Here is a 24,260-nt window from a genome sequence, read left to right on the forward strand (position 1 = left end):
GCTTCGGTTGTTCCCGCCACGAACATCATTCCGGTTCCGGGGAACTTTTGGATTTTACTATTTCCTTAGGATTTCGGGCAGCTGCTTGAGCAGGTCGTCGACGGAGACCGTCGCCTTGCCGCCGCCCTGGGCGAAGTCGGGGCGCCCGCCGCCGCGGCCGCTGATCTTCCCCGCCAAGGCTTGGGCGATTTTTCCGGCGTGCCACCCGGCCTGGGTGTGTCCGGCGGGCAAGGCCACCACGAAAGCGATTTTCTCCGCGCCCCCGCTGACGACGATGACGCCCGCGTCGGGGGACTTTTCCTTGAGTCGGTCCGATAAAGACCGCAGGGATTTCTCATCCAGATCCGCCGCCGCCTGAACCACCCAACGGGCACCGCCGATGTCCTTGGCCTCGGACGAACCGGACGCGCCGCCCTGGGCGGATTTCAATTTGGCCTCTTCCAGTTCCTTCGCCAATTGCCGGTTCCTGTCCAGGGCTTGGTCGAGGCGCTTGATCATATCGGTCCGGGACACCTTGAACCGCCCCGCCACCTCGTTGACGTCCCGTTCCAAACCGTAAACATACTCCAAGGCTTTCAGCCCGGCCACCGCCTCCAACCGCCGGACGCCGGCCCCGATGGAGGATTCCGCGACGATTTTGATCAAACCGATCTCGCCGGTGCGCAGAACGTGAATCCCGCCGCACACTTCCGTGGTCGCCTCGCCGAACTTCACCACGCGGACCTTGTCGCCGTATTTGTCGCCGAAAAACGCCATGGCCCCGGCGGACTGGGCCTCGGGCAGGGACATTTCGGGCACCCGTTCGGGGCGCGCGATGTCGCGCAGGACGTTCGCGTTGGCGTCGGCTTCAATCTTTTGAATCTCCTCCGCCGTGGGCGTGCCCGTGTGGGTATAGTCGAAACGCAATTTCTCCGGCGTGACCGTGGAGCCGGCCTGGGTGACGTGGGCGCCCAACACCCGCCGCAGGGCCGCGTGCAACAAGTGGGTCGCGGTGTGGTGGCGCATAATCGACTCACGCCTCGAACCCGCCACCGTGGCCGTTACGGTGGGTTCTCCTGTTTCGGGACCCGCCCTTTTTGTAAACCGACCGCTGGTGACTCGAACGCGATGAACAATCAATCCTTCGACGGGCTTTTGAGTATCGAGAACATCGGCCTTCCCGTGGGCGTTGGCAATTGTCCCGGTATCGCCCACCGGCCCGCCGCCTTCGGGATAAAAGGGGGTTTCGCTTAAAACAATCTCCCCCTCCTCGCCTTGAGCCAGGTCATCAATTTCTTTGCCGTCTTTAAGGATCGCGAGGACACGGGTTTTGGGAATCAGGGAAGTGTCGTATCCTTTAAACGCCGTGTCACCGACGCGCCGATGAAGTCCGGCGTAAAATCCGGTGTCCTCCTGGCCCGAACCCTTCCAGGCCCCGCGCGCGGTTTCCTGGGCGTCCCGGCGGGCGGTCTCCAATTCCTTTTCGTCAAACGACAGGCCGCGCTCCGCCAACATGTCGCGCGTCATGTCGGGCGGAAACCCGTGCGTGTCGTAGAGGCGGAAGACCTCCGCGCCCGAAACGGTTTTGCGGCCCGCGGCCCGGGCCTCTTTCGCCAAATCCTCCAGGCGGGCGGTGCCGCTCTCGAGGGTTTCGAAGAAGCGCTCCTCTTCCTGGCGGACCAGGGCCACGATGTTGGGTCGCTTGGCCGTCAAGTCGGGATAGGCCCCGCTCATTTGCGTCACAACCGCGTCGGCCAAAAGATGCAGAAAGGGGGTCGCGCGGCCGTTCTGGCGGCCGTGGCGGACCGCGCGGCGAATAAGCCGGCGAAGGACGTACCCGCGGCCCTCGTTGGAAGGAATGATGCCGTCGGCGATCATGAAGGTCGAGGCCCGGGCGTGGTCGGGGATCAGACGAAAGGGCGCCAGGGCGTTGCCCGCGAGGCCCTCCGAGGACTTGCCCAAAATCTGTTCCGTTTGGCGGATCAAGGGCTGGAACAGGTCCGTTTCAAAATTGGTGAACACCCCCTGGACCACCGCCGTGAGGCGCTCAAGGCCCATGCCGGTGTCGATGTTCTTTTTCGGCAGGGGTTTGAGCGAGCCGTCCTCCTGGCGGTCAAACTGCGTGAACACGTTGTTCCACACTTCCATCCAGCGGTCGCAATCGTTTTCCGGGCGGCAGGCGGCGCCGGCGCCGCAGGTGCAGAGCGCGGGGCCCTTGTCGTAAAGGATCTCCGAGCACGGGCCGCAGGGACCCGTGGGACCCATGTTCCAAAAATTGGTGTCGGCCCCCATGCGCACGATTTTCGATTCGGGTTGGAATTTCTTCCACAGGTCGAAGGCCTCGTCGTCCTCGTTGTAAACCGTGGAATACAACCGTTTCCCGTCCAACCCCATCTCCCGGGTCAGGAAATCCCACGCCCAGGCGACGGCCTCGGTCTTGAAATAATCGCCGAAGGAAAAATTGCCGAGCATTTCAAAAAAAGTCAAATGGCGCGCGGTGAAGCCCACCCGTTCGATGTCGGTTGTGCGCAGGCATTTCTGCGAGGACACCGCCCGGCCGCCCTTCAGCACCTTTTGCCCGAGGAAGTAGGGTTTGAACTGCACCATGCCGGCCGAGGTGAAGAGGAGCGTCGGGTCCGACGACGGGATGAGGCTGTCCGAGGGGACGCGGGTGTGGCGCCGGGGCGCCGCCTCGAAAAAGGAAAGGAATTTTTCGCGGATGACGTTGCCGTTCATGGGCGGCTCAATGGCGGAAGTGCCGGACGTTGGTGATCACCATGGCCAGCCCGTGCTCGTTGGCGGCGGCCACGGAATCCTCATCGCGCACGCTGCCGCCGGGTTGAATGATGGCCGAAACGCCCATTTTCGCCGCCTCGTCCACCGTGTCCCGGAAGGGGAAGAACCCGTCCGAGGCCAGGACCAGCGGCGGCGGCGTTTTGCCCACGGCGGGCACCTGCAACTTCATGTGCGCCACCTTGAGGGAATCGATCCGCGACATTTGCCCCGCGCCGATGCCCGCCGTGACGCGGCCCCGGGCGAGCACGATGGCGTTGGATTTGACCTGTTTGGCCACCTGCCAGGCGAAGGCCAGGGAGAGCTGCTCCTCGGGCGACGGCGCCCGGCGGGAGACGACCTTCATTTCCAGGGGGCGCGGCGCGTCCTGCTCCTGCACCAGGAACCCGCCCGAGATGCGGCGGATGTCCCATTCGTAGGGGTCGGCCAAAAGGGTCGGCTGTTCCAGCAAACGCAAATTGGCTTTCTTGCCGAGAATGTCCCGGGCGTCGGCGTGGAAGCCCGGGGCGATCACGCACTCCAAAAAGAGCTTCGCGAGCTCCTGGGCGGTCTCGCCGTCCACGGAGCGGTTGAACCCCACGATGCCGCCGAACGCCGAGAGGGAATCGGCGCCGTGAGCCTGGCGGAAGGCGTCGGCCAACCCGTCGGCCTCGGCGACCCCGCAGGGGTTGTTGTGTTTGATGACCACGGCCGCCGGGTTCGCGAACGAGGAAACCAGCCGCCAGGCGGCGTCGCAGTCCATGTAGTTGTTGAAAGACACCTGCTTGCCCTGCAGGACTTTCGCCCCCACCACGCCCCAGGCGCGGGTGCCCGACTCCTGGTACAACGCGGCTTTCTGATGGGGGTTTTCGCCGTAGCGAAGCTCCTGCTTTTTGCGCAGGGCCGGCGCCAGCTCCGCGGGGAACTCCTTCACCTGGGCCTTTTGACGGAAGACCCCGGCGATCACCGCGTCGTAATGGGCCGTGTGCCCGAAAGCCTTGGCCGCCAGCCGGCGGCGGGTCTCCTGGGACAGCTTGCCGCGCTCGTTGAGCTCCTCGAGAACCCCCGGGTAATCCTCGGGGTCGCAGAGGGTCGCCACGTGGGTGTGGTTTTTGGCCGAGGCGCGGATCAGGGCCGAGCCGCCGATGTCGATGTACTCCAGCATTTCGTCTTCGGGCAGGGTCGAGTCGCCGCAGACGCTTTCAAAGGGGTAAAGGTTGACGACGACCAGGTCGATGGGCGGAATGCCGTGTTTTTCCATGTCCCGGCTGTGGGTTTCCTTGTTGCGCAGGGCCAGCAGACCGCCAAAGACTTTGGGGTGGAGCGTTTTGACGCGACCATCGAGGATTTCGGGGAAACCGGTGAGGTCCGAGACCTCGGTGACCTTGATTTCGGCCTGGCGCAGGGATTTCGCGGTGCCGCCGGTGGAGAGGATCTCCACCCCGAGGTTGGACAGCCCGTGGGCCAACTCGACCACGCCGTCCTTGCTGGACACCGAAATCAACGCCCGTCGTATTTCACAGGTCTTCGCCATTGTCGTCCCCTTTGAGAAAAGTCCGCAACACCCGCCGAATGTCGTCCGCGTCGAACCCCTGTCGCGCCAAGGCACCAAAAGCCCGCCGTTCCGCGGTGCGCGCGTCCAGGCGCGCGAATGATTTTTTTTTCTTGTCCAGGACCCGGCGGATTCGGTCTTCCACGGATTCCGTTCCCGGCGAGGCCAGAGCGGCCTCCACGTCGTCTTTCGGCAACCCCCGCCGCAGCAACTCGCGGCGCACGCGGGGATCCCCGCGACCGGACCGCCGGTGGCTCTCCGTCAGTCCCCGGGCCAACGCCGCGTCGTCCAAAAGCCGAAGCTCTTTAAGGCGCGCGACGGTCCGGTCCACCACCGGAACCGGGAATCCTTTTTCCGCCAACCGCGCGGCCATTTCCTTCGCGGCGCGCGCGCGGAACTTGAGCCAATACAGGGCCCGGTCCATGGCCGAACGATAAAGAGCGTCTTCAGTGGGTTCCGTCACCGGTAAGTCGGCCATTGTAACAAATCACAGCCGGAGGCGTTTTTCGAATTCCTCTTCGGTGAGGATCGGCACGCCGAGCTTTTCGGCCCTCGCGCGTTTGGACCCCGCGTCGGCCCCGGCGACCACGAAATCCGTGGCCTTGGAGACGCTGGGGGCCGCGTTCCCCCCCCGTTCGCGGACAAGGCGCTCGGCCTCGGCCCGGGAGAAGCGGGACAGGGTCCCGGTGAAAACAACGGTTTTTCCGGTCAGGGGCCCGGTGGGCCGGGGCGCCTCCCGGGGGTCGATCCCGAGGCCCTTGAACTTGGCGAGGAGAGCGCGCACGGCGGGCTGACGGAAATAACCGTGGACAGACTCCGCCACCACCGGACCCACCTCGTGGATCGATTCGAGTTCCCCTTTTTCCGCGGCCGCCAAGGCGTCCAAAGACCCGAACCGCTCGGCCAGGAGCCGCGCGCCTTTCTCCCCCACGTCCCGAACGCCCAGCCCGTGCAAAAACCGGGCCAGGGACCGTCCCCGGGCGTCGGCCAGGGCGGCCAAGAGATTGTCGGCCTTTTTGCCTTTAAAGCCTTCCAGGGTCAAAAGTTGGTCCCGGGTCAACGTGAAAACGTCCGCCAAATCGCGGACCCAGTTTTTCGCCAGCGTCCCTTGAACCACCGCTTCGCCGAGGCCCCGAATGTCCATGGCGTCCCGGGAAGCGAAGTGCAGCAGGCTTTTCTCCAATTGGGCGGGGCAGGCGGGGTTTTGGCAGCGGTAGACAACTTCCCCTTCCTTGGATTTGGCGGTGGAGCCGCCGCACGCCGGACAAGCGACCGGAAGGGTCACGGGGGTTTCCGCGCCGGTGCGTTTGGACTCCACCACCTCGACCACCCGGGGGATCACCTCCCCGGCGCGTTCGATCCACACCCAGTCCCCCACGCGCACGTCCAGCCGGCGCACCTCGTCGAAATTGAAGAGGGACGCGCTGGCGATCGTCACCCCCCCGCAGGCGACGGGGTCGAGTTTGGCCACGGGCGTCACAGCGCCGGTGCGTCCCACCGACATGTCCACGGCCCGCACGCGGGTCAGCGCGCGGGCGCCCGGGAATTTGTAGGCGACGGCCCACCGCGGGGACCGGAAGGTGAACCCCAGCCGCCGCTGCAGGGGAATCTGGTCGATTTTCACGACCGCCCCATCGGCGTCAAAGGGCCAGGCGTCGCGTTTTTTCTCGAAGGTCCGGCAGGTCCGCAAAACCTCGTCGAAAGCGCGGCACAGGCGGGTCTCCGGGTCCACCGGCAGCCCCCAGGCGCGGCAGTCCTCCAAAAACTGATGGTGGGATTCGTAGACCCGGCCCTCCACCGCGCCGTAGGAATGGACGTAATACCGGAGGGGGCGCCGGGCGGTGACCGTTGGGTCTTTCTGACGCAGACTGCCCGCCGCGAAATTGCGCGGGTTGGCCGGGGGGGCGTCCTCCCCCCTTTCGGCGAGCGTTTTTACGTAGCGGTCGAAATCCCGCCGGGACACGTAGACCTCGCCGCGGACTTCCAGTCGACGGGGGGGCGTGCCCTCCAGGCGCAGGGGGATGGCGCGGATGGTGCGGGCGTTGGCGGTCACGTCCTCGCCCGTTTCGCCGTCCCCCCGGGTCGCCGCGCGCGTCAAGACCCCGTCTTCGTAAAGGAGGGCCAATCCGAGTCCGTCGATTTTGAGTTCCACGACGAAATGGGGCGCGTCGCCAGCGGCGAGGCCTTTTTGGGCGCGGTCGCGCCAAGCCACCAGGTCCTCGGCGTCGTAGGTGTTGTCGAGGGACAACATGGGCACCGCGTGCCGGACGGAGGCGAAATCGTTGGACACGCCGCCCCCCACGCGCCGCGTGGGGGAGTCCGGCGATTGCAGGTCGGGGTGCTCCTCCTCCAGCGCTTTTAAGCGCGCGAAGAGCGCGTCGTACGCGCGGTCGGAAATTTCAGGGGCGTCGTCGTTGTGGTAGAGGCGGTCGTGGCGGCGAATGGCCCGTCGAAGCTCTTCGATTTCCGCCCGGGGGGAAGGCGCGGCGGACATGCCGGTCAGCCGAACAGTTCGCGCTGGCCTTCGCGGGGCGGCGCGGGCGGCGCGACGGGACGCTCGGACTTGATTTTGTCCAAAATGCCGTTCACAAACTTGCCGGAGTCCTGGGTGGAATAGGTTTTGGCGATTTCCACGGCCTCGTCGATGACCACCGACACGGGGGTGTCCAGTTCGTTCAAGAGTTCGAAGGCCGCCAAACGCAGAACGTTGCGGTCGATGGCCGCCATGCGGCCGATCTCCCAGTTTTCGGCGTATTTGGCGATCAACTGGTCCAGGAGCGGCCGGTGCGTCAAGGTGCCCTTGGCCAGGGTGTCACCGAAGGCCTTGGTGCGCGGCGGGGCTTCGGAGCCCTCCCAAATGATCCGCGCGGCGACCTCGCCGGGCAGGCGGGCGATGTCCGCCAAGTAAAGGATTTGAAGCGCGGCTTCCCGCGCCTGGCGCCGCAGGCCCATTAGAAATCCCCCGACGCCATTTCGAGCGCCGCCCGCGCCGATTCGACGCCCTTGTTGGCGTCGCCCGCGCCGGACCGCGCCCTGGCCTGGCGGGCGTTGAGGGGCGTCAGCACGCCGAACACGACGGGCACGCCGGTCTCCAACCCGACGGCCATGATCCCCTGGGCCACCGCCTGGGCGATGTAACGGTCGTGGGGCGTCTGACCGCGGACAATGCAACCGAGAGCCACCACGGCGTGGTAACGCCGCGAAGTCGCCAAGCGACGGCAGAGAAACGGGAGTTCGAACGCACCGGGGGCGTGGATCACCCGGACATCGCGGTCGGCCACCCCGGCCGCGCGAAAGGTGGCCCGGCACCCCGCCAACAAGCGGTCGGTGACGTCGCTGTTGAAGCGCGACACAACGACGGCGAACCGTTTGCCGCGGCCGACGGGGAGGGCGGTGGAGGGCGAGGACAGTTTCATTTTATCGACCATCCAAAAGATGGCCCAGCTTCCGGCGTTTGGCCGACAGGTAGCGCTGATTGTGCCGGTTGGGCGTTATCTGAAGCGGCACGCGCTCGCTCACGCGCAGTCCGTACCCATCCAATCCGACGATTTTCTTGGGGTTGTTGGTCAAAAGCCGAACGCTGGTGAGGCCCAGGTCGGCCAGGATTTGGGCGCCGATCCCGTATTCCCGGAGGTCCGGGGCAAACCCCAGTTTCTGATTGGCTTCAACGGTGTCGAGCCCCTGCTCCTGCAGCGCGTAGGCGTGCAGCTTGTTCACCAAGCCGATGCCGCGCCCCTCTTGGTGCATGTAGAGCAAAACGCCGGTGCCGTCGTCGTTGATCCGCTTCATCGCCTGTTCCAACTGTTCGCCGCAATCGCAGCGGAGGGAATGAAGGACGTCGCCCGTGAAGCAGGAGGAGTGCACCCGAACCAAGACGTTTTTTCGTCCCACCACTTCGCCGCGCACCAGGGCGACGTGCTTGTCCCCCGTGGGGACGTCCTCGTAGAGATGGATTTGAAACAGTCCCGCCCGGGTCGGCAGGTTGGCCGTGGCCAGACGCCGCACGAGCTTCTCGTGACGCCGACGGTGGGAAATCAAGTCCTCGATGGTCACCATCTTGAGCTTGTGCTTGCGCGCGAAACGCTTCAAGGTCGGCAACCGGCTCATGGAACCGTCCTCGTTCATGATCTCGCATATCACGGCGGCGGGAGTGAGCCCCGCGAGCCGCGCGAGATCGACGGCGGCCTCGGTGTGGCCGGAACGAACCAACACCCCGCCCTCGCGGTAACGCAACGGGAAAATGTGGCCGGGCCGCGAGAGGTCCGCGGGCCGCGTTTTGGGGTCGATGAGAGCCCGCACGGTTCGCGCGCGGTCGTGGGCGGAAATCCCCGTCGTCACCCCGCGTTTGGCGTCCACGGACACCGTGAACGCCGCCTCGCGCGGCTCGCCGCGCTCGACCATGGGGTTGATGCGCAACGAATCCAACCGGTCGCCCAACATGGGCACGCAAATCAGGCCGCGCCCCTCTTTGGCCATGAAGTTGATGGCCGCGGGCGTCACCTTTTCGGCGGCGATCACCACGTCGCCCTCGTTCTCGCGGCCGGGATCGTCCACGACGACCAACGCGCGGCCCGCGCGGAATTCTTTCAACGCTTCGGGAATGGAAACAAACGTCATTTTTTTCTCCAGGCGGCCAGCAGGCCCGCCACGTGTTTGGCCAGGGGGTCGGCTTCAATGTTCACGGCGTCCCCCACCCGGGCCGTCCCCAGGGTGGTGTGGGCGTCGGTGTGCGGAATGATGGCCGCGTCGAAGCGCGCGCCCCGCGGACGGACCACCGTGAGGCTGATGCCGTCGACGGCGATCGACCCCTTGGACACCAGGAAATCCTTCAAGGCCGGCGGGAAGGAAAACGTGAGGAGGCGGCCGCCTTTTTCCGGCCGAACGGCTTCGACGCGCCCGATCCCGTCGACGTGCCCCTGCACGATGTGGCCCCCCAGGGCGTCGCCGATTTTCAGCGCGGCCTCCAGGTTGACCGGCCGGCCGGGAACGCAGGTTCCCAAGGTGGTGAGGCGCGCCGTCTCCTCCGATAAATCAAAGCGCCACACCGTACGGCGTCCGGCGGCCGCGGCCCCCGTCACCGTCAGGCACACCCCGTTGACCGCCACCGAATCGCCCCGGCGCAAACGGCAAAGCGACCCTTCCACCCAGAGGCGAAGGCCCTCCCGGCGCGCCACACGACCGACGTCTTGAATCAGTCCGGTGAACATCAAAATTCCCCGTGAAGCAGGAGATCCGTCCCCACGCGGGAAACGTTAACCCGGGACAGGCGGCGCAGAGCCGCGGGGGTCGGGACGCCCCGCCCCTCGACCGAAGTCGGCGCGTCGACGCCGCCCAGAAACCCCGGCGCCACAAAACAATAGACTTCGTCGACAAGCCCCGCCTCCAGGAACGCGGCGGCCGTCGTCCCCCCGCCCTCCACCATCAAACGGCCGACCCCGCGCCGGGCCAGGGCCGCCAGGGCACGCCGAAGATCCAGCCGTCCGGGCGCGCCGCCCGGCGCGTCGATCAAGGTCACGCCGCGCGCTTGCAAAACCAAACGCCGGGATCGGGGCGCGTCGGGCCGGGTCAACACCCAAGTCAACCCCGCGGGGCGGAACACCCGGGCGGCGGGGGGCAAGTCCAGCGAGGCCGACAAAACCGTTCGGATCGGATCGGGCCCCTCGCCGTGGGCGTCGAGAGCGGGGTTGTCCCGCCGCACGGTGCCCGCCCCCACCAACAGGGCGTCGCACTGGGCGCGCAACCGGTGACCGAGGCGCCGGGCGGCGGGGCCGGTGATCCACCGGGAACGGCCGTGGGCGGTGGCGATTTTGCCGTCGATAGTTTGGGCGATTTTTAACAGAACGTGGGGGCGTTTTTTTTCGAGGCGGGAATGAAAACCGGGGTTAAGATCGCGGGCGGGGCCTTCCAACAGGCCGGTGTCAACGCGGAGTCCGCGCGCCCGCAGACGGGACACACCGCCCCCGCGGACGCTCGCGTCCGACGCCGCCACGACCACACGGCGCACGCCGGAACGCAGAATGGCGTCGCAACAGGGCGGGGTTTTGCCGAAACGGTGGCAGGGTTCCAGCGTCACGTAGAGGGTGGCGCCGCGCGCGCGGTCGCCCGCCCGATGGAGGGCGATCACTTCCGCGTGGGGACCGCCGAAGCGCTCGTGCGCGCCTTCCCCGACGCACCGGTTTTCCCGGGCCACCACCGCGCCCACGATCGGGTTGGGGTGGGCGTGCGGACGTCCGCGCTCGGCCAAAGCCAGGGCGCGGGCCATCCAACGGATGTCGTCGGGCCGGGGCGCATCGGCGCCCCGGCGTAAGGAGAAGGAGCGGGGTTTCATAGACAGCGGCCTTCGTCGGCCGATATCTCTTTATTTTAGCTTTTTGAGGGCGGGTTGTTCAACGCCGCGGCAAGGATTTTTCGCACGGCGTTCTGGAAAGTCGACAAATCGATGGGTTTGCGCAAAAGCGGCAACCCTTTTTTTTCAATATCGAGGACCGCCGCGCCGTTCAAAACGTCCCCCGTCATGAACAGGAAAGGCGGCCGGGGATGCGTCGACCACAGACCCCAATTTTCATAAAGGGACAGGCCCGTGCCCTCGCCCAACCGGACATCGGTGATCACCAAGTCGTAGGGCCGCGACGACGCCCGCGCGATGGCGTCCCGCAGACCGCCCGCCACGTCCAGCGTGTTGCCCTCGGCCTGAATCGCTTTGCTCAAAAACCCCAACACATCGGGCTCGTCATCGACCAACAGAATCGTGCGGCCCCGCACCGGGGGCAGGGTCGGGGCGGCGGAGGGGGCGAGGGCCAGCTCGTCCTTGGCCACGGGCAATTCAAACCAAAACGTGGTGCCGCGGTTCACTTCGGTCACGAAATCCAAACGCCCGCCGTGCTCTTCCACGATTTGCCGGCAGACGGGCAAACCCAGCCCCGTGCCGCGCCCTTCCGGTTTGGTGGTGAAAAACGGCTCGAAAACATGATCGCGGGCTTCGGGCGGGATGCCCGGCCCGGTGTCGGCGATTTCCACGCGCAGCACCCCCGCGACGGTCTCGCGCGCCGCGATGCGGATGGCCTTGGGCCGGTCGCCCCCGGCCGCCATCATGGCGTCGCAGGCGTTGTTCATCAAATTCACGAACACCTGCTGAATTTGTTGGAAGTTGCCGCGGACGCGCGGGCAGGGTTCGGGGAAATCCACGTCCACCTGGATGTGGGCGGCTTTTTTCAATTTGTATTGAAGCAGCTCCCGGGAGGACTGCACGACCTTGGCCAAATCGACGGGCTTTTTTTCAATTTCGCCCTGGCGCACGAAGAGCAAAAGGTTTTCGATGATTTTTTGGCACCGCATGGCGTTTTCGGTGATGATCCGCAAATCGTTCAAGACGTCCTTCGCGTCGACGGCGATGGTGCCCCCCGCCTGCCGGTCGGCTTTTTGGCGGACGTCGTCACCCAGGATGTCGGAGTAGCCGACCACGGCCTGCAGGGGGTTGTTCAACTCGTGCGCGATGCCCGAGATCAATTGCCCCACGGCGGACAACTTTTCCGAACGGATCAGCTGTTGCTGCATCCGACGGGCCTCCGTGATGTCGCGGATCACGAGGGTCCATTCCTTGTTCATCCAGAAATCGGCGTGCTGGCCGCCCCAGGACACCGAAAGATCCAAGGGGCGTCCCTCCTTGGCCTGGGCCGCCATGGTGAAATCGCGGACGGACCCCTTCTCCATCACCCGCGCCAGGAGCTTCTTAAACTCCCCGGCGGTGGACTTCGGGAACAATATGGTAAGGGGTTTCCCAATAACCTCGGGGGCCGTGAACCCGAAGATTTTTTCCGCCCCGCGGTTCCACGTTCCGATCCAATGCTCCCGCGACAAACCGATGATGGCTTCGGGGGAGTTTTCCAGCACCGTCCGCAGTCGCGATTCGTTCTCCGCCACGACCTGGAAGAGCCCCGCGTTCTCGAGGGCGAGTCCGACCGCGTGGGCGTAGAGCATCAACCCCTCGCGGTCGGACTCCGACAAGGGCCGGCCGCTGTGGAGGTTATCGGCGGTGAGGACGCCGAGGGCTTTGTCTTTGCCGCAAATGGGGGCCATCACGAACTCGCGGGTGCGGGCTTCGTCGACGAACAACCGGTTGACCCGGGGGTCCTCGTCGGCGGAACGCAGCCACACCGCCGTTCGGGACCGCAACACTTCGTTCAAAATATCGACGCCCCCCACGGGCACCCGCCGCTTGCGGAACGCCGCCTCGGAAAAACCGCCGAGATCCGAGCCGTAAAGGAAGCGCCCGACGATCTCCTTGTGGGATTGGTCCACCCAATACAAACCGACGCGATCGAAAGTGAACCCCCGCGCCACGGCTTCAATGCACAACCGCAAGACGGTGTCCTCCTCCTGACGCTGGATGACCGCCTCCTCCATGTCCTTCAAGGCGGTCAACTGGCGGAGGCGCTGCTCCAATTCTTTGCCGCGGCCCTCCAGGGTCTCGGCCATCCTGTTGAAGGACGCCCCGAGGGTGTTGAGTTCGATGCTGGGAAACCGGGCGAACCGGAACGACATGTCCCCGGCGGCGAACCGACGCGTCCCTTCCACCAGACTTTTGACGGGGCTCATGAGATCGGAAACACGGACGGCCACGAGGAAAGTGATGAGGAGGGTGGCGATGACCGACAGGGCCACCGTGGCGCCCAGGCTTTGCCAAAGGGCCTTCACCAGAAACCCTTTTTCGGGGACCTCCACCACCACGCGCCAATTCCACCGGGTCTGGGTTTCTTTGAGCGGCGCTTCCGCACGCACGGTGCGTTGCCCGGCGTGATGGGGCAGGTCGAGGATATTCTTCCCGTCCGCGTCCGCCAAAAAAGCCGCGCCGTCCCCGCTCACGCGCACGCCCCGCAACAAATCCACCACGGGGGTCAAGTCGCAATCCATCAACAGGACGCCCAAGAAATTACCGGCGTCATCGAAGGCGGGCTTGGCCAGCCGTTTGGTGGGAACCCCCCCGGCACCGCCTTCGACAGGAAAATCCAGGGGTTGCCCCCGTTTGACGTGGGCGAAAAAACCCGGCGGCAACGGCGCGTTCGCGAGGGCGCCGTCCTTGCGGGCGAAATGCAGGGGAACCCCCGCGGCGTCGAAGTAGGCGGCGTCCCGATAAACCCGCGCGCCCTCGTACCGCGTCCGCTCCGCAATTCCGGTCAGCACGCGTTCGAGGACGCGGCGGCGGGCCGCCGTTTCCCGGGCGTCGCCGGCGGCGCGCGCGCGGTGGAACTCCGAAAACAAGGGGCCTTGGACGAGGGACTCCATGTCCTCAAGCCGCTCGTTGAAATAGGCGGTGATTGTCGCGGCCAGGTGGGCGGCTTCCCCCCCCGCCAATTGGCGCACGCTCGCGACGATGGGTTTTCGGACCAACCGGTAGGTGGTGAAACCCGAAAAGACGGTGACGAACATTACGACGGGGATCACCGTCATGAGGACCTGGCGGCCCAGGGTCCGTCCCTGGAACACGTTCGTGAAACGTCCCGAGACGGAGCGGGCGAACCGCCGCGCCGCGTCCCCTATTGCCTTCAGCACCGATCGTCCTTCCCGCGCCGCGAGCGGCGGCTGACCGCCGCCGGTGCCCGGGCGGCGAGTCATCGTTTGATTCGTCCGTTCCCAAACCCCGGAACGCTTAATAACTATAGAGGAGGTCCCACCGGATTTCAACCTGAACTTTGCAATAGGCGCGGGCACCGAGACGAGGGGGGCCGCGGCTTTTTCAACGAAAAAAGTGAGGTCGATGCGGGGACATCGGACGAACTTTTTGAGGGAGAAAAAGTCCGGCCGCCTTCGTCGAATGCCGCGTCCTCTTGCAAAATTCAGGTTTAACCGGGACTTTGGGGCGCCCGCTTATTGGGGCGCGCTGAAAAACTTTTCCAAAGTCGCCAAACGCATGCCTGTCGGCGGGACGGCCGCGGGGTCCACGCGCGCGTCGATGACGGCGGGGCGTTTGGCGGCGAGGGCCGCCGCCAGGGCGCGCTCCGTGTCCCCCGGCTTCTCCACGACGAACGACAAAGCGCCCACCGCGTCGGCGATCTGGGCGACGTTCAATTTCCGTCGAAAGAGGGAGGTATTGAACCGGCCCTGGAACTGCTGGGTTTCGCCCAGGTGCACCATGCCGTGACCGCCGTTGTTGAGCACCACCCAGACGACCGGCACGTCGTTTTCGACCGCGGTGTGGACCTCCAGGCCGTTCATGGCGAAGGCGGCGTCCCCGGTGAGGGCCACGACGGGGCGGTCCGGCGCGGCCAGTTTGCCGCCGATGGCCGCGGCCACCCCGTGCCCCATGGAACCGAACCCCATGTTGATGAAAAAGCCCCCGGGTTCCCGGACCGTGTAGTAGTGGAGGGCCCACGCCATGACGTTTCCTATGTCGACGAAGAGGATGGTGTCCGCCGGGAGGGCTTTCCGCATTTCCGCCACCACGCGCTGGGGCAGAAGCGGCACGGCCGTGGATTGGCCGCTCGCTTCGTCGATAAACCGGGGGGTGATGGCCTTGAGGGCGCGCAGGGCCGCCAACCGCGGACCCAGGTCCTGGGTTTGCTCCAACCAACGGGCGTCGCGTTCCAACTGGAAATTGATTTCGCGCAGCACGTGGCGCGCGTCGCCCACGAGCCCCGCGTCCACCGAATAATTCTTACCGATCTCGTTGGGGTCCACGTCAATATGGAGGATACGGCGCCCGGCCCCGACCCGCGGGTCCCAGGCGTGGGTGGACAATTCGCCGAAACTCGTGCCGACGCCCAGGAGCAGGTCCGTCTCCGCGGAGAGAATCACCGCGTCCGCCTGGGGGGAACCCGCGAAACCGAACACGCCCAGGGAGAGGGCGTGGTCTTCGGGGAACACCCCTTTCCCTTTTTGGGTCGTGGCCACCGGGATTTTCAGTCGTTCGGCCAGGCCGCGAAGTTCGTCGTAGGCCCGGGAAAGATGGACGCCGTAGCCCGCCAAAAGCACCGGTCGGCGGGCTTGGAGCAACAATTTGGCCGCCTCTTTGACCGAGCGGCGGTCGAACAATTCCGACGGGGGGCGGTATTGCTGGGGTTTGCGCAGGTCGTCGGGAACGGGGCGTCCCATCATGTCCGCGGGCAAACTCAAATGAATCGGCCCCGACCGGCCCGAGAGGCTGGTGCGCAAAAGATGCCGCGTCACCTCGGCGATTTTTTCGGGGGCCATCAGCATCACGCTGGCCTTGGTGACGTCCTTGTACATGTCGACGATGTCGATGCCGAGGGGCGAGCTTTCCTGGGCGGCCCCTTTGCCGAAGGCGGACAGGGCGATCTGGGCGGTGAGCAACAGCACGGGGACCGAATCGCGGTAGGCGCAAGCGATGCCGGTCAGCGCGTTGGTGGCGCCGGGGCCCGTGGTGGCGCAGCAGACGCCGAGCCGTCCGGACACCCGGGCGTAACCGTCGGCCATGAACGCGGCGCCTTCCTCGTGCTTGGTGATCACGGGACGGATTTTCCCGCCGGCGAACATCGCTTCGTAAAAGGGCATCAAGGGCCCGCCCGGGATGCCGAAAACGGTGTCGACCCCCTCCTGTTCCAGATAGGCGAGCAGCAATTGGACGGCGGTGCGGGCGGCGGGCCGCGGAAGGGCCCCGGCGTTCCCGGCGCGCGTGGATTTGGGCTTCGAGGATCGGCTCATCGCACACTCCCGAAAGCGTCGCCCCGGCCAAACTCGCCGGCGCGCGCCGACTCACAAAACCGAACGGCGGCGGGGATCAGCGGCCCGACCGGCCCACCGCGTGAACGTGAAACCCCGCCGCGCTCAGGGCCGCGGGGGACAGGGCGTTGCGCCCGTCCACAAAGACCGGAGTCCGCACCAACGCTTTCAGACGGGCCAGGTCCGCATCGCGGAATTCCTTCCACTCCGTGGCCAGCACCACCGCGTCCACCCCCCGGGCGGCGTCGTAGGGGTTGCGGCAAAAACGCACGTCCTTCAAGAGGGCCCGCGCCTTGGTCATGGCCACCGGGTCGTAGGCGTTGACGCGCCCTCCCTCGGCTTGGATCCGCGCGATGATGTCGAGCGCGGGGGCGTTCCGCAGGTCGTCCGTGTCGGGTTTAAAAGCCAAACCCCAGACGGCGATCGTCTTGTCCCGCAGGGTCCACAGGGATTTTTTGAGGGCGTCGACCGCCCAGGCCCGGGCGGCGTCGTTGATCTCCCGCACCGCCTTTAAAATCTTGAAGTCCAATCCGACGCCGTCGGCCATGTGGATGAAGGCGGCGACGTCTTTGGGGAAGCAGGACCCCCCGTAGCCCAGGCCGGCGCGCAGGAAGGACGGGCCGATCCGGGGGTCCAGCCCCATGCCCTTGGTGACGAGCTGAACGTCGGCGCCGACGCGGTCGCAGAGCGTCGCCAAGGCGTTGGCGTAGGAGATTTTCAAGGCCAGAAAGGAGTTCGACGCGTGCTTGATCAACTCGGCGCTTTTAATGTCGGTCACGAGCAGGGGCGCTTTCAACGGGGCGTAGAGCTCCCGCATCACCGCCTCGGCCCGGGCCGATTCGACGCCGATCACGACCCGGTCGGGTTTCATGAAATCGGAGACCGCCGTGCCTTCACGCAGGAATTCCGGGTTCGACACCACATCGAAGGGAACGTTCTTTTTCCCGTGCAGGAGGAGCGTCTGGCGGACGCGGTCGCCCGTGTTCACGGGGACGGTCGATTTTTCGACGATGACGGTGTAGCGGTGGAGCAATTGCCCCACCCGGCGCGCCACGGCCTCCACGTAGGAGAGGTCGGCGCCGCCGTCGGGGGACGGGGGCGTGTTGACGGCGATGAAAACGACGTCGGCCGTCCGCAGGGCGTCCTCGATGCGGCCCGTGAACGTCAACCGGCGGGCTTTGCGGTGGACCGCGACCAGCTCCGGCAGGCCCGGTTCGTAAATCGGCACCCCGCCCTTGCGCAGGGTTTGCACCTTCTTTTTGTCCGAATCGACGCACACGACGCGGTGCCCCAATTCGGCCAGGCAAGCGCCCGTCACCAACCCCACGTACCCCGCCCCGATGACCGCCACGTTTTTCGGCTTCATGTTGTCTTCACCGCTTTCCGTATTGTTTTTTGTAATACCGGCGGAAGGCCGCGCCGCGAACGGGCCGCCACCAGGATTCGTTCGTTCGGTACCATTCGATCAACCGCGGCAACTCCGAAGAAAAAGGACGCCGCGGCCGCCAGCCCAATTGCCGCCGAATTTTGGAGGCGTCCGGCGCGTAGCGGGCGTCGTGGCCGGTGCGGTCCGTCACGAACGTCAACAACGACGACGGGCGGCCCGTCCAGCGCAGGATGGCCCGCGCCACGTCGATGTTGCGGTGTTCCCGGTCCGCCGCGATGTTGTAAATTTCGCCGGGCCGGCCGCGCTCCAACACCCGGCCGATGGCTTCGCAGTGGTCCAGCACGTGGATCCAGTTGCGCACGTTGTCCCCCCGACCGTAGAGCGGCAGCGGGAGCCCCGCCAACGCGTTCGTGATGAAGAGGGGCAAGAATTTTTCCGGGTGCTGGCGGGGGCCGAAATTGTTGGTGCAGCGGGTGACGATCGCGGGGGCGCCGAAGGTCCGCCACAGGCTGAGGACCATTTGGTCGGAGGCGGCTTTGGAAGCGGCGTAGGGACTGGTGGGAGCCAAAACGTCGGTTTCGCGGGACCGGCCCCGGGGCACCGACCCGTAGACTTCGTCCGTGGACACGTGCACAAACCGGCGCACCCCGGCGGCCCGGGCGGCGTGGGCCAAGGTGTAGGTGCCTTGCACGTTGGTTTGGAGGAACACGTCGGCGTCGAGGAGCGACCGGTCGACGTGGGTTTCGGCCGCGAAGTGGACCACCGCGTCCACCCCCGCGAGGGCCCGCCGGACCGTCGCGGCGTGGCCGATGTCCCCGCGAACAAAACGGTGGCGTGGGGAACGGCGCGCCTCGCCCAGATTGGCCAAATTGCCCGCGTAGGTCAGCTTGTCGAGCGTGACCACCCGGTCCCGCGGGTGGGTGGCCAGTCGATGAAGGACGAAATGGGAACCGATGAACCCGGCGCCGCCCGTCACGAGCAATCGCATCAGTAATCCCCCCGGTTGTCGCGGGCGGGGTAATACTGCTCTTCGCCCGCCGACGGCCGCGCCGCGCGCGCTTGCGCGTTGGTTTTCAAATCCAATCGAAAATACAATTCGTTCACGCCCGGGCGCTCCCGGTAGGTCACGCGCACCACCCAACAGTGCAGGTCGCGGCGGACGACGAAATTCTTTTCTTTGAACGCCACGTGGTTGTAGCGCAACCGGCCGCCGCCCTCGGCCGTGTAATGAATGTCCCCGCTGAGCCACCAGCCCCGGGTGAGCGAGAAAGCGGCCCCGTGGTTCAAATCCAACTGCCCGGCTCGGCCCACATTATAGCTGAAACCCGAGGAAAGGTAGGCCCGGTCGGTCGCCCCGGCGCGGAGCGCCATTTGACGGCTTTGGGTTTTTCGCGTGGGGTAAAGCTGCAGGGTTTCCCGCCACGTGGCGCTCCAAGCGCGTGACGGGCGAACCGTCACATCGAGGCTCGGCGGGGTCACCCGCTGGCGGGGCGATTGAAACCCCAACCCCGGGGCATCGCGAAAATCGTAGGCGGTGGTCAATCGCGCCCAGGCCGCCGACGAGGGCCGCCACGAACCGAAAAAAGACACTTCGTTCCGTTCCAGCCCCGCGTCGACCGCCGCGTGGTCGCGTGTCCAGGTGTCGGGCCGCCAACGCACCTGATATCGGTGGGTGAGGTCGTAATCCAGCGCGGGGGTCAGGCGGTGCCGCCAGTTGAGCCCGGTGAACCCGCGCCCTTGCAACAGATCCTTGGGATTCAGCGCGGTCGCCTCCTCCCGGTGGGACTGCCATTGCTCCGTCAAACCCGCGGACGGCTCGATCGAAATCGTTTTGCCCAGGGGCCATCGCCACCGGAGGGACGCGGTCGTGTCCGCCGTTTGGCGGACGGCGTCCTTGCCCGGCAGGATGGGGTTGGGCGTGCCCGCGACCGCCTCCGGGCGGTCGTAAAAACTTTCAAAATTGGCCGATCCTTGGAAATAGAGACTGCTGCGCCCCACCCGCAGTGCCGACGTTTGGGCCGTCAACCGGGGCAAGACCGTGCGCGCGGTGACGAAGCGGTCCCGGGCGTCGTCCAGCGCCCGGTCGTGCTCGGCGACGATCCGCGCCGTGAACCAGGGGGCCGTGTGGGTGAAGGCGATATCGGACTCGCCCAACTGGCGGCGGCGCTGGTAATCGTCCCGGACGAAGGTGTTGTTCACCTCCTCATCCGACTGGAACGCGACGTTGGATTGCACCTGCCAGCGGGGCGACCACCGCTGCCAGTGGGCGAACCGCACATTCCACCGCTGTTCGTCCACGATGCGATCGCGGATCATGTAGGCGCTGAGGGAGCCGCGGGCGGCGGGATCGGCGTAGGTCAATTCGCCCCCCAGCCCCTGACCGGCCCGCGAAAAGTAGTCCCAGAGGACGCCGGCGCGCGCGCTCTTGCCGAGGGGGTAGGAAAAAAGGGTTTTGGTGGTCAGGCCGTTCCGCGCGCTGTTGCCCGGATCGATGGTCAAAGTCCACCGGTTGTCCTGAAGCGAACGGGAATAGAAAGGGATGTAAAGCAGCGGGGTTTTCTCCAGGGCGAACCGGACGTTGGACACCGACATCCGCTTGTCGACGCGGTAGACGGCGCTCCCCCCCCGGAAATGGTAGTGGGGCGGATCGCGGTCGCAACTCGTGAAAGCGGCGCGGCGCAAACGGAAGAGATCCGGCCCCAGGCGCTCGACCTCGCGCCCCCAAACGCGCCAGGATCCCTGACGGATAAAGACCTCCCGCAGCGATCCGGTGCTTTGGGCCCAATCGTAGGAAACGCGGTCCGCGAACAGCGTCAATACATCGTCCTTCAAAACCACCCGACCCGACGCCTCCGCCGTCCGGGCGGCGGGGACCAGGGTCAAGGCGTCGGCCCGAAGGCGGGTGCCGCTCGAGGTCAGAACGGCGTTTCCGCGCGCCTCGAGCCGGTTGGCCTCGGTGAAATAATCGAGCTCGTCGCAGGTGAGGGTGGCCGTGGACAGGGCCGTCCCCGTTGACAGATCGACGGAAGCGGCGCCCCGCGCGCCCACGCCGGCCAGGACCAATACCGAAAGGAGCCAAAATGTTTTCATTCGACCAGGAGCGCCGCGCCCACCAGGCCCAGGGACTCCGGGTCCCGACTGACGCGAAAGCGCGCCGCCCGGGCCGGCGCGGGGAAAGCCGTCGCGCGCAGAATCCGTCGCGCGGTGGGCAGGAACAACGGGGCCGCCCGCGCCACCCCGCCCGTGAACAGGATCACTTCCGGATTGAGCGTGTTGACGAGATTGGCGAGGGCCGCGCCCAGGGCCCGTCCGGCCCGGTCCCAGACGGCGCGGGCCACCGGATCGCCCCGCCGGGCGCGGCGGGCCAAGTCGAGCGGGGTCACGTCGGTGTTTTTGCGGCCGCGCGCGGCGTCGCGCCGCGCGGCCTCGGCGGACAGCCCCACCGCCCCCAAATAGGTTTCCAGGCAACCCCGTCCGCCGCACCCGCAGCGCGGCCCTTTCGGATCGACCACCAGGTGGCCGATTTCGCCCGCCGAGCCGGTGGCCCCGCGGTACAGAGCCCCGTTAAAAACCAACCCGCCCCCCACCCCCGTCCCCAGGGCGATCAACACCAGCGACCCCACGCGGCAATGCAATTCCATATGGTAGGCGCCCCAGGCCGCGGCCGTGGCGTCGTTCTCGAAACAAAGGGGACCCGTCCACCCCGCCGCCCGGAAATGGCGGGCCACCGACACCCCGCGCCATCCCAGATTGGGCGCCAACCGGACCACACCCCGGGCGGCGTCCACGTCGCCCGCCACGCCCACCCCCGTCCCCCGAACCCCCCGCTCCATCCAGGGCCGGGCGGCGATCCACACCGCCCGCGCGAGGGCCCGGGGATCCGCCACCGTGTCCACGGCGCGGCGATCCAGAACGCGCCCGCGTTCGTCGACCAACCCCAATTTGACGCGCGTGCCGCCCAGATCGACGCCCAACCGCAAGCCCTTCCTCATGGACACCTCCCGAAATGTTTCAACGCCGCCCCGGCCAGGTACAACGAGCCCGCGATCAAGACGGGCTCGCCTTTCACCCGCTCCCAGGCCGCGGCGAACGAGGGCGCGGTTTCCGCCGGGACGCGGCGGGACCACAGCGCCGCCAGGTCCCGGGCCGACCGCCCCCGGGGCGTCGGCAAATCCATCGTCACCGCGCGCGCCACCACGCCGGACAACGCCCGCGCGATCGCCGGGGCGTCCTTGTCGTTCAGGCAGGCGAACACCAAGGCCGCGCGGCGGGGACCGAAGGCGGTCTTCCAGGCGCGGGCCAGGGCCGTCGCGGCCTCGGCGTTGTGCGCGCCGTCCACCACGACGGGGGGACGCCGACGGATGACCTGGAACCGTCCCGGCCAACGGGCCGCGGCGAAACCCCGCCGCATCGCCCGGTCCGGCACGAACCACCCCCGGCGACGCAGGGCGCCGATGACCCGCGCGGCGATCGCCGCGTTGTCCCGCTGGTGCGGCCCTCGAAAAGGCACACGCAGGGGCCGCCGGCCGGGGTCCAGCGCGAACGCTTCTCCCGCCGGGGTCGAACGACCCGCCGACCAGCGAAAATCCAACCCCAGGGTTTCGGTCGGCACCCCGGTCGCCGCGGCCCACCGGCGCGCTTCGGGCCACAAAAAACGGGGCAAATTTTGAATCAAGGCCGTCCCCGGCCGGGCGATTTCCCGTTTCTCGCGGTAGATGTGCCGCAAGGTGGGCCCCAACCAATCGCGGTGATCGTGGCCGATGGAGGTGATCACCGCAACCTCGGGGGCGGGGAAGGCGTTGGTGGCGTCCCATCGGCCGCCCAGGCCGGCCTCTAAAACGGCGATGTCAACCCCGGTTTCAGCGAACCAAAGAAAAGCGACGAGGGTTTGGACCTCGAATTCCGTGAGTCCGCGGGCGGCGGCGCGGGCCCTCCGCGCGAGACGGGCCGCGTCGGAGGGAGGGATGGTCCGGTCGTCCACCCGGATCCGCTCTTGCGGCGCGACCAAATGGGGCGAGGTGTAGAGTCCCGCGCGGTGTCCGGCGGCGCGGAGCGCGGACGCCGTGAGGGCCGCCACGGAACCCTTTCCGTTGGTGCCCGCCACCAAAACGGCGGCGAAAGAATCTTCGGGGTGGCCCAGCCGGTCCAGGGCGGCCCGCACGCGGGAAAGGCCGGGCCGGATGACGGGGGCCGGGGCGGCCACCTACTTGGCGAGGTTTTTTCGGGCGTCCATGAAAAAGGCCAACAAACGACCGAGACGTTCTTTCAAGTGGGCCCGGTCGACCACCATGTCGACCATGCCGTGTTTCAGAAGGAACTCGGATTGCTGGAAACCCTGGGGCAAGGTTTGCCGAATGGTCTGTTCGATCACCCGGGGCCCCGCGAAGGCCACCAGGGCCTTGGGCTCCGCGAGGATGACGTCGCCCAGCATGGCGAAACTGGCGGTCACCCCCCCGGTGGTGGGGTCGGTCACGAGAGAAATGAACGGCAAGCGGGCCTTCTCCAACCGCCCCAGGGCCGCGCTGGTTTTGGCCATTTGGAACAACGACAAGATGCCTTCCTGCATGCGGGCGCCGCCCGAGGCGGAGACCACCAGGGCGGGGATTTTGTCGGCGATGGCGCGTTCGATGGTTTCGGTCACTTTCTCCCCCACCACGCTGCCCATGCTGCCGCCCATGAACCCGAAATCCAACACCGCGAGGGCCACCCGCTGGCCGGCGACGGCGCCGACCCCGGCCAGGATGGCGTCGCGCTCCCCGGTTTTTTTACGGCTTTCCTTGATGCGGTCCGCGTAGGCCGCCGTGTCGACGAACCCCAACGGGTCCGCGGCCGCCAGGGAAGCGCCGATCTCTTCGAAGGTGCCCTCGTCCACCAGTTGCGCCAGCCGTTCCCGAGCGCTGGTGCGCAGGGGGTAATGGCACTTCGGGCACACTTTCAGGTTTTTGGCGAGCTCTTTGTTGTAAATGATTTGCTCGCACTTGGGGCATTTCGTCCAAAGTCCGTGGGGCACACGTTTCTTTTGTCCCGATTCATCAACGGCCATGGGGGCCTCCTCGATAGAAAGAAGATGGAGCGCCGTCCAACGCGCGGCGCAAGGAACGCACAAAAGGGAGCAGCGGCCGCCGGTCCCGCAGGCGCTGGACGAGGGCGGAACCGACGATGACGCCGTCGGCAACCCGGGCCACGCGCGCCGCGGCCGCCGGGGTCGAAATGCCGAAGCCCACGGCCACCGGCGCCGGGGACCGGCGCTTCACGTCCCGAACGAACGCCTCCAGATCCCGGGGCAGGGCGGCCCGGGCGCCCGTGACTCCGGTGAGGGAAACCGCGTAGAGGAACCCCCGGGTCCGGGCGGCGATCCGCGCGCGGCGCGCCGGGGGCGTCGTGGGGGCCACCAGATGGATCAGCGCCAGACCGGCCGCGGCGAGCGGCTTTTCAAGGACGGCGGCCTCCTCCAGGGGCAAATCGGGGACAATGACCCCGTCGACGCCCGCCCGGCGGGCGGCCGCCGCGAACCGGGCGACACCGAACCGATGGACGGGGTTCATGTACGTCATGAACACCAAGGGGATCGACGACCGACGGCGAAATCGCCCCGCCCATTCCAACAGGCGCGCCAGGGTCGTTCCGTTCTCCAGCGCTTTGTGAGCGGAATATTGGAGCGTCGGCCCGTCGGCGATGGGGTCCGAAAACGGCACGCCGATTTCCAGCAAATCCACCCCGGCGGCGGCCAAGTTTCGCGCCGCGCGGTCCGTGGCCGCCAGGGTCGGGAAACCCCCGGTGAGATAGGCGATGAGCGCCTTGCGCTTTTGGCGGCGCAGGGCGTCAAAGGCGCGGTCGATGCGGTTCGAAAGGGTTCTCATGTCGACGGGAGCGTATTCTAGTAAGAATCCGCCG

Annotated in this window: 18 protein-coding genes; all 18 read right to left on the minus strand. The window is 66.6% G+C overall.

Going from position 1 to position 24,260, the window contains the following annotated elements; translation table 11 throughout:
- Positions 1-57 precede the first annotated feature (57 nt).
- Positions 58-2,715 carry an alanine--tRNA ligase gene (alaS, locus tag IPI56_08820; GenBank protein MBK7545826.1) on the minus strand — a complete coding sequence of 886 codons (2,658 nt, stop codon included), beginning with the start codon at positions 2,713-2,715 and terminating at the stop codon, positions 58-60.
- Positions 2,716-2,722: 7 nt separating this feature from the next.
- On the minus strand, positions 2,723-4,285 hold the full coding sequence (gene purH, locus IPI56_08825; protein ID MBK7545827.1) for a bifunctional phosphoribosylaminoimidazolecarboxamide formyltransferase/IMP cyclohydrolase: 1,563 nt from the start codon (positions 4,283-4,285) through the stop codon (positions 2,723-2,725).
- Positions 4,269-4,766, minus strand: coding sequence for a RecX family transcriptional regulator (locus tag IPI56_08830; GenBank protein MBK7545828.1), 498 nt, complete (start codon positions 4,764-4,766; stop codon positions 4,269-4,271). The genes purH and IPI56_08830 overlap by 17 nt, the downstream gene beginning before the upstream one ends.
- A gap of 24 nt (positions 4,767-4,790) precedes the next feature.
- Positions 4,791-6,797, minus strand: a complete 2,007-nt coding sequence (ligA, locus tag IPI56_08835) for an NAD-dependent DNA ligase LigA (protein MBK7545829.1) — start codon at positions 6,795-6,797, stop codon at positions 4,791-4,793.
- Between the two features lie 5 nt (positions 6,798-6,802).
- Positions 6,803-7,255 carry a transcription antitermination factor NusB gene (nusB, locus tag IPI56_08840; GenBank protein ID MBK7545830.1) on the minus strand — a complete coding sequence of 151 codons (453 nt, stop codon included), beginning with the start codon at positions 7,253-7,255 and terminating at the stop codon, positions 6,803-6,805.
- Positions 7,255-7,719 (minus strand): 6,7-dimethyl-8-ribityllumazine synthase, encoded by a 465-nt coding sequence (locus IPI56_08845; GenBank protein ID MBK7545831.1) that lies wholly within the window; start codon positions 7,717-7,719, stop codon positions 7,255-7,257. Before IPI56_08845 ends, nusB begins: the two co-directional genes overlap by 1 nt.
- A gap of 1 nt (position 7,720) precedes the next feature.
- A complete protein-coding gene (locus IPI56_08850) occupies positions 7,721-8,920 on the minus strand; it encodes a bifunctional 3,4-dihydroxy-2-butanone-4-phosphate synthase/GTP cyclohydrolase II (GenBank protein ID MBK7545832.1) in 1,200 nt (399 codons plus the stop codon).
- Entirely contained in the window at positions 8,917-9,510 is a 594-nt protein-coding gene (locus tag IPI56_08855; GenBank protein MBK7545833.1) for a riboflavin synthase, read from the minus strand. The genes IPI56_08850 and IPI56_08855 overlap by 4 nt, the downstream gene beginning before the upstream one ends.
- On the minus strand, positions 9,510-10,631 hold the full coding sequence (ribD, locus tag IPI56_08860) for a bifunctional diaminohydroxyphosphoribosylaminopyrimidine deaminase/5-amino-6-(5-phosphoribosylamino)uracil reductase RibD (protein ID MBK7545834.1): 1,122 nt from the start codon (positions 10,629-10,631) through the stop codon (positions 9,510-9,512). Before ribD ends, IPI56_08855 begins: the two co-directional genes overlap by 1 nt.
- A gap of 35 nt (positions 10,632-10,666) precedes the next feature.
- Positions 10,667-13,915 (minus strand): PAS domain S-box protein, encoded by a 3,249-nt coding sequence (locus IPI56_08865; GenBank protein ID MBK7545835.1) that lies wholly within the window; start codon positions 13,913-13,915, stop codon positions 10,667-10,669.
- Between the two features lie 252 nt (positions 13,916-14,167).
- Positions 14,168-15,961, minus strand: coding sequence for a thiamine pyrophosphate-binding protein (locus IPI56_08870; protein ID MBK7545836.1), 1,794 nt, complete (start codon positions 15,959-15,961; stop codon positions 14,168-14,170).
- Between the two features lie 76 nt (positions 15,962-16,037).
- Positions 16,038-17,345 carry a UDP-glucose/GDP-mannose dehydrogenase family protein gene (locus IPI56_08875; protein MBK7545837.1) on the minus strand — a complete coding sequence of 436 codons (1,308 nt, stop codon included), beginning with the start codon at positions 17,343-17,345 and terminating at the stop codon, positions 16,038-16,040.
- A gap of 7 nt (positions 17,346-17,352) precedes the next feature.
- Positions 17,353-18,354 carry a dTDP-glucose 4,6-dehydratase gene (gene rfbB / locus IPI56_08880; protein MBK7545838.1) on the minus strand — a complete coding sequence of 334 codons (1,002 nt, stop codon included), beginning with the start codon at positions 18,352-18,354 and terminating at the stop codon, positions 17,353-17,355.
- Positions 18,354-20,456, minus strand: a complete 2,103-nt coding sequence (locus tag IPI56_08885; protein ID MBK7545839.1) for an LPS-assembly protein LptD — start codon at positions 20,454-20,456, stop codon at positions 18,354-18,356. The genes rfbB and IPI56_08885 overlap by 1 nt, the downstream gene beginning before the upstream one ends.
- A complete protein-coding gene (locus tag IPI56_08890; protein MBK7545840.1) occupies positions 20,453-21,358 on the minus strand; it encodes an ROK family protein in 906 nt (301 codons plus the stop codon). The genes IPI56_08885 and IPI56_08890 overlap by 4 nt, the downstream gene beginning before the upstream one ends.
- Positions 21,355-22,569, minus strand: a complete 1,215-nt coding sequence (locus IPI56_08895) for a bifunctional folylpolyglutamate synthase/dihydrofolate synthase (protein ID MBK7545841.1) — start codon at positions 22,567-22,569, stop codon at positions 21,355-21,357. Before IPI56_08895 ends, IPI56_08890 begins: the two co-directional genes overlap by 4 nt.
- Positions 22,570-23,409: an acetyl-CoA carboxylase carboxyltransferase subunit beta gene (locus IPI56_08900; protein ID MBK7545842.1), complete on the minus strand. Its 840-nt coding sequence runs from the start codon at positions 23,407-23,409 to the stop codon at positions 22,570-22,572. It abuts the gene before it with no gap.
- The gene (locus IPI56_08905; GenBank protein MBK7545843.1) at positions 23,399-24,226 is read right to left on the minus strand and encodes a tryptophan synthase subunit alpha; all 828 of its coding nucleotides are present in this window, start codon (positions 24,224-24,226) and stop codon (positions 23,399-23,401) included. Before IPI56_08905 ends, IPI56_08900 begins: the two co-directional genes overlap by 11 nt.
- Positions 24,227-24,260: the final 34 nt, after the last annotated feature.

The sequence above is a fragment of the Elusimicrobiota bacterium genome (genome assembly GCA_016706425.1).
GTDB lineage: Bacteria > Elusimicrobiota > Elusimicrobia > FEN-1173 > FEN-1173 > JADJJR01.

Bases quoted from the DNA above. Each gene is read 5' to 3' on its own strand.
- alaS (MBK7545826.1), bottom strand. From the start codon at position 2,715: ATGAACGGCAACGTCATCCGCGAAAAATTCCTTTCCTTTTTCGAGGCG.
- purH (MBK7545827.1), bottom strand. From the start codon at position 4,285: ATGGCGAAGACCTGTGAAATACGACGGGCGTTGATTTCGGTGTCCAGC.
- ligA (MBK7545829.1), bottom strand. From the start codon at position 6,797: ATGTCCGCCGCGCCTTCCCCCCGGGCGGAAATCGAAGAGCTTCGACGG.
- nusB (MBK7545830.1), bottom strand. From the start codon at position 7,255: ATGGGCCTGCGGCGCCAGGCGCGGGAAGCCGCGCTTCAAATCCTTTAC.
- IPI56_08845 (MBK7545831.1), bottom strand. From the start codon at position 7,719: ATGAAACTGTCCTCGCCCTCCACCGCCCTCCCCGTCGGCCGCGGCAAA.
- IPI56_08850 (MBK7545832.1), bottom strand. From the start codon at position 8,920: ATGACGTTTGTTTCCATTCCCGAAGCGTTGAAAGAATTCCGCGCGGGC.
- IPI56_08855 (MBK7545833.1), bottom strand. From the start codon at position 9,510: ATGTTCACCGGACTGATTCAAGACGTCGGTCGTGTGGCGCGCCGGGAG.
- ribD (MBK7545834.1), bottom strand. From the start codon at position 10,631: ATGAAACCCCGCTCCTTCTCCTTACGCCGGGGCGCCGATGCGCCCCGG.
- IPI56_08865 (MBK7545835.1), bottom strand. From the start codon at position 13,915: ATGACTCGCCGCCCGGGCACCGGCGGCGGTCAGCCGCCGCTCGCGGCG.
- IPI56_08870 (MBK7545836.1), bottom strand. From the start codon at position 15,961: ATGAGCCGATCCTCGAAGCCCAAATCCACGCGCGCCGGGAACGCCGGG.
- IPI56_08875 (MBK7545837.1), bottom strand. From the start codon at position 17,345: ATGAAGCCGAAAAACGTGGCGGTCATCGGGGCGGGGTACGTGGGGTTG.
- rfbB (MBK7545838.1), bottom strand. From the start codon at position 18,354: ATGCGATTGCTCGTGACGGGCGGCGCCGGGTTCATCGGTTCCCATTTC.
- IPI56_08885 (MBK7545839.1), bottom strand. From the start codon at position 20,456: ATGAAAACATTTTGGCTCCTTTCGGTATTGGTCCTGGCCGGCGTGGGC.
- IPI56_08890 (MBK7545840.1), bottom strand. From the start codon at position 21,358: ATGAGGAAGGGCTTGCGGTTGGGCGTCGATCTGGGCGGCACGCGCGTC.
- IPI56_08900 (MBK7545842.1), bottom strand. From the start codon at position 23,409: ATGGCCGTTGATGAATCGGGACAAAAGAAACGTGTGCCCCACGGACTT.
- IPI56_08905 (MBK7545843.1), bottom strand. From the start codon at position 24,226: ATGAGAACCCTTTCGAACCGCATCGACCGCGCCTTTGACGCCCTGCGC.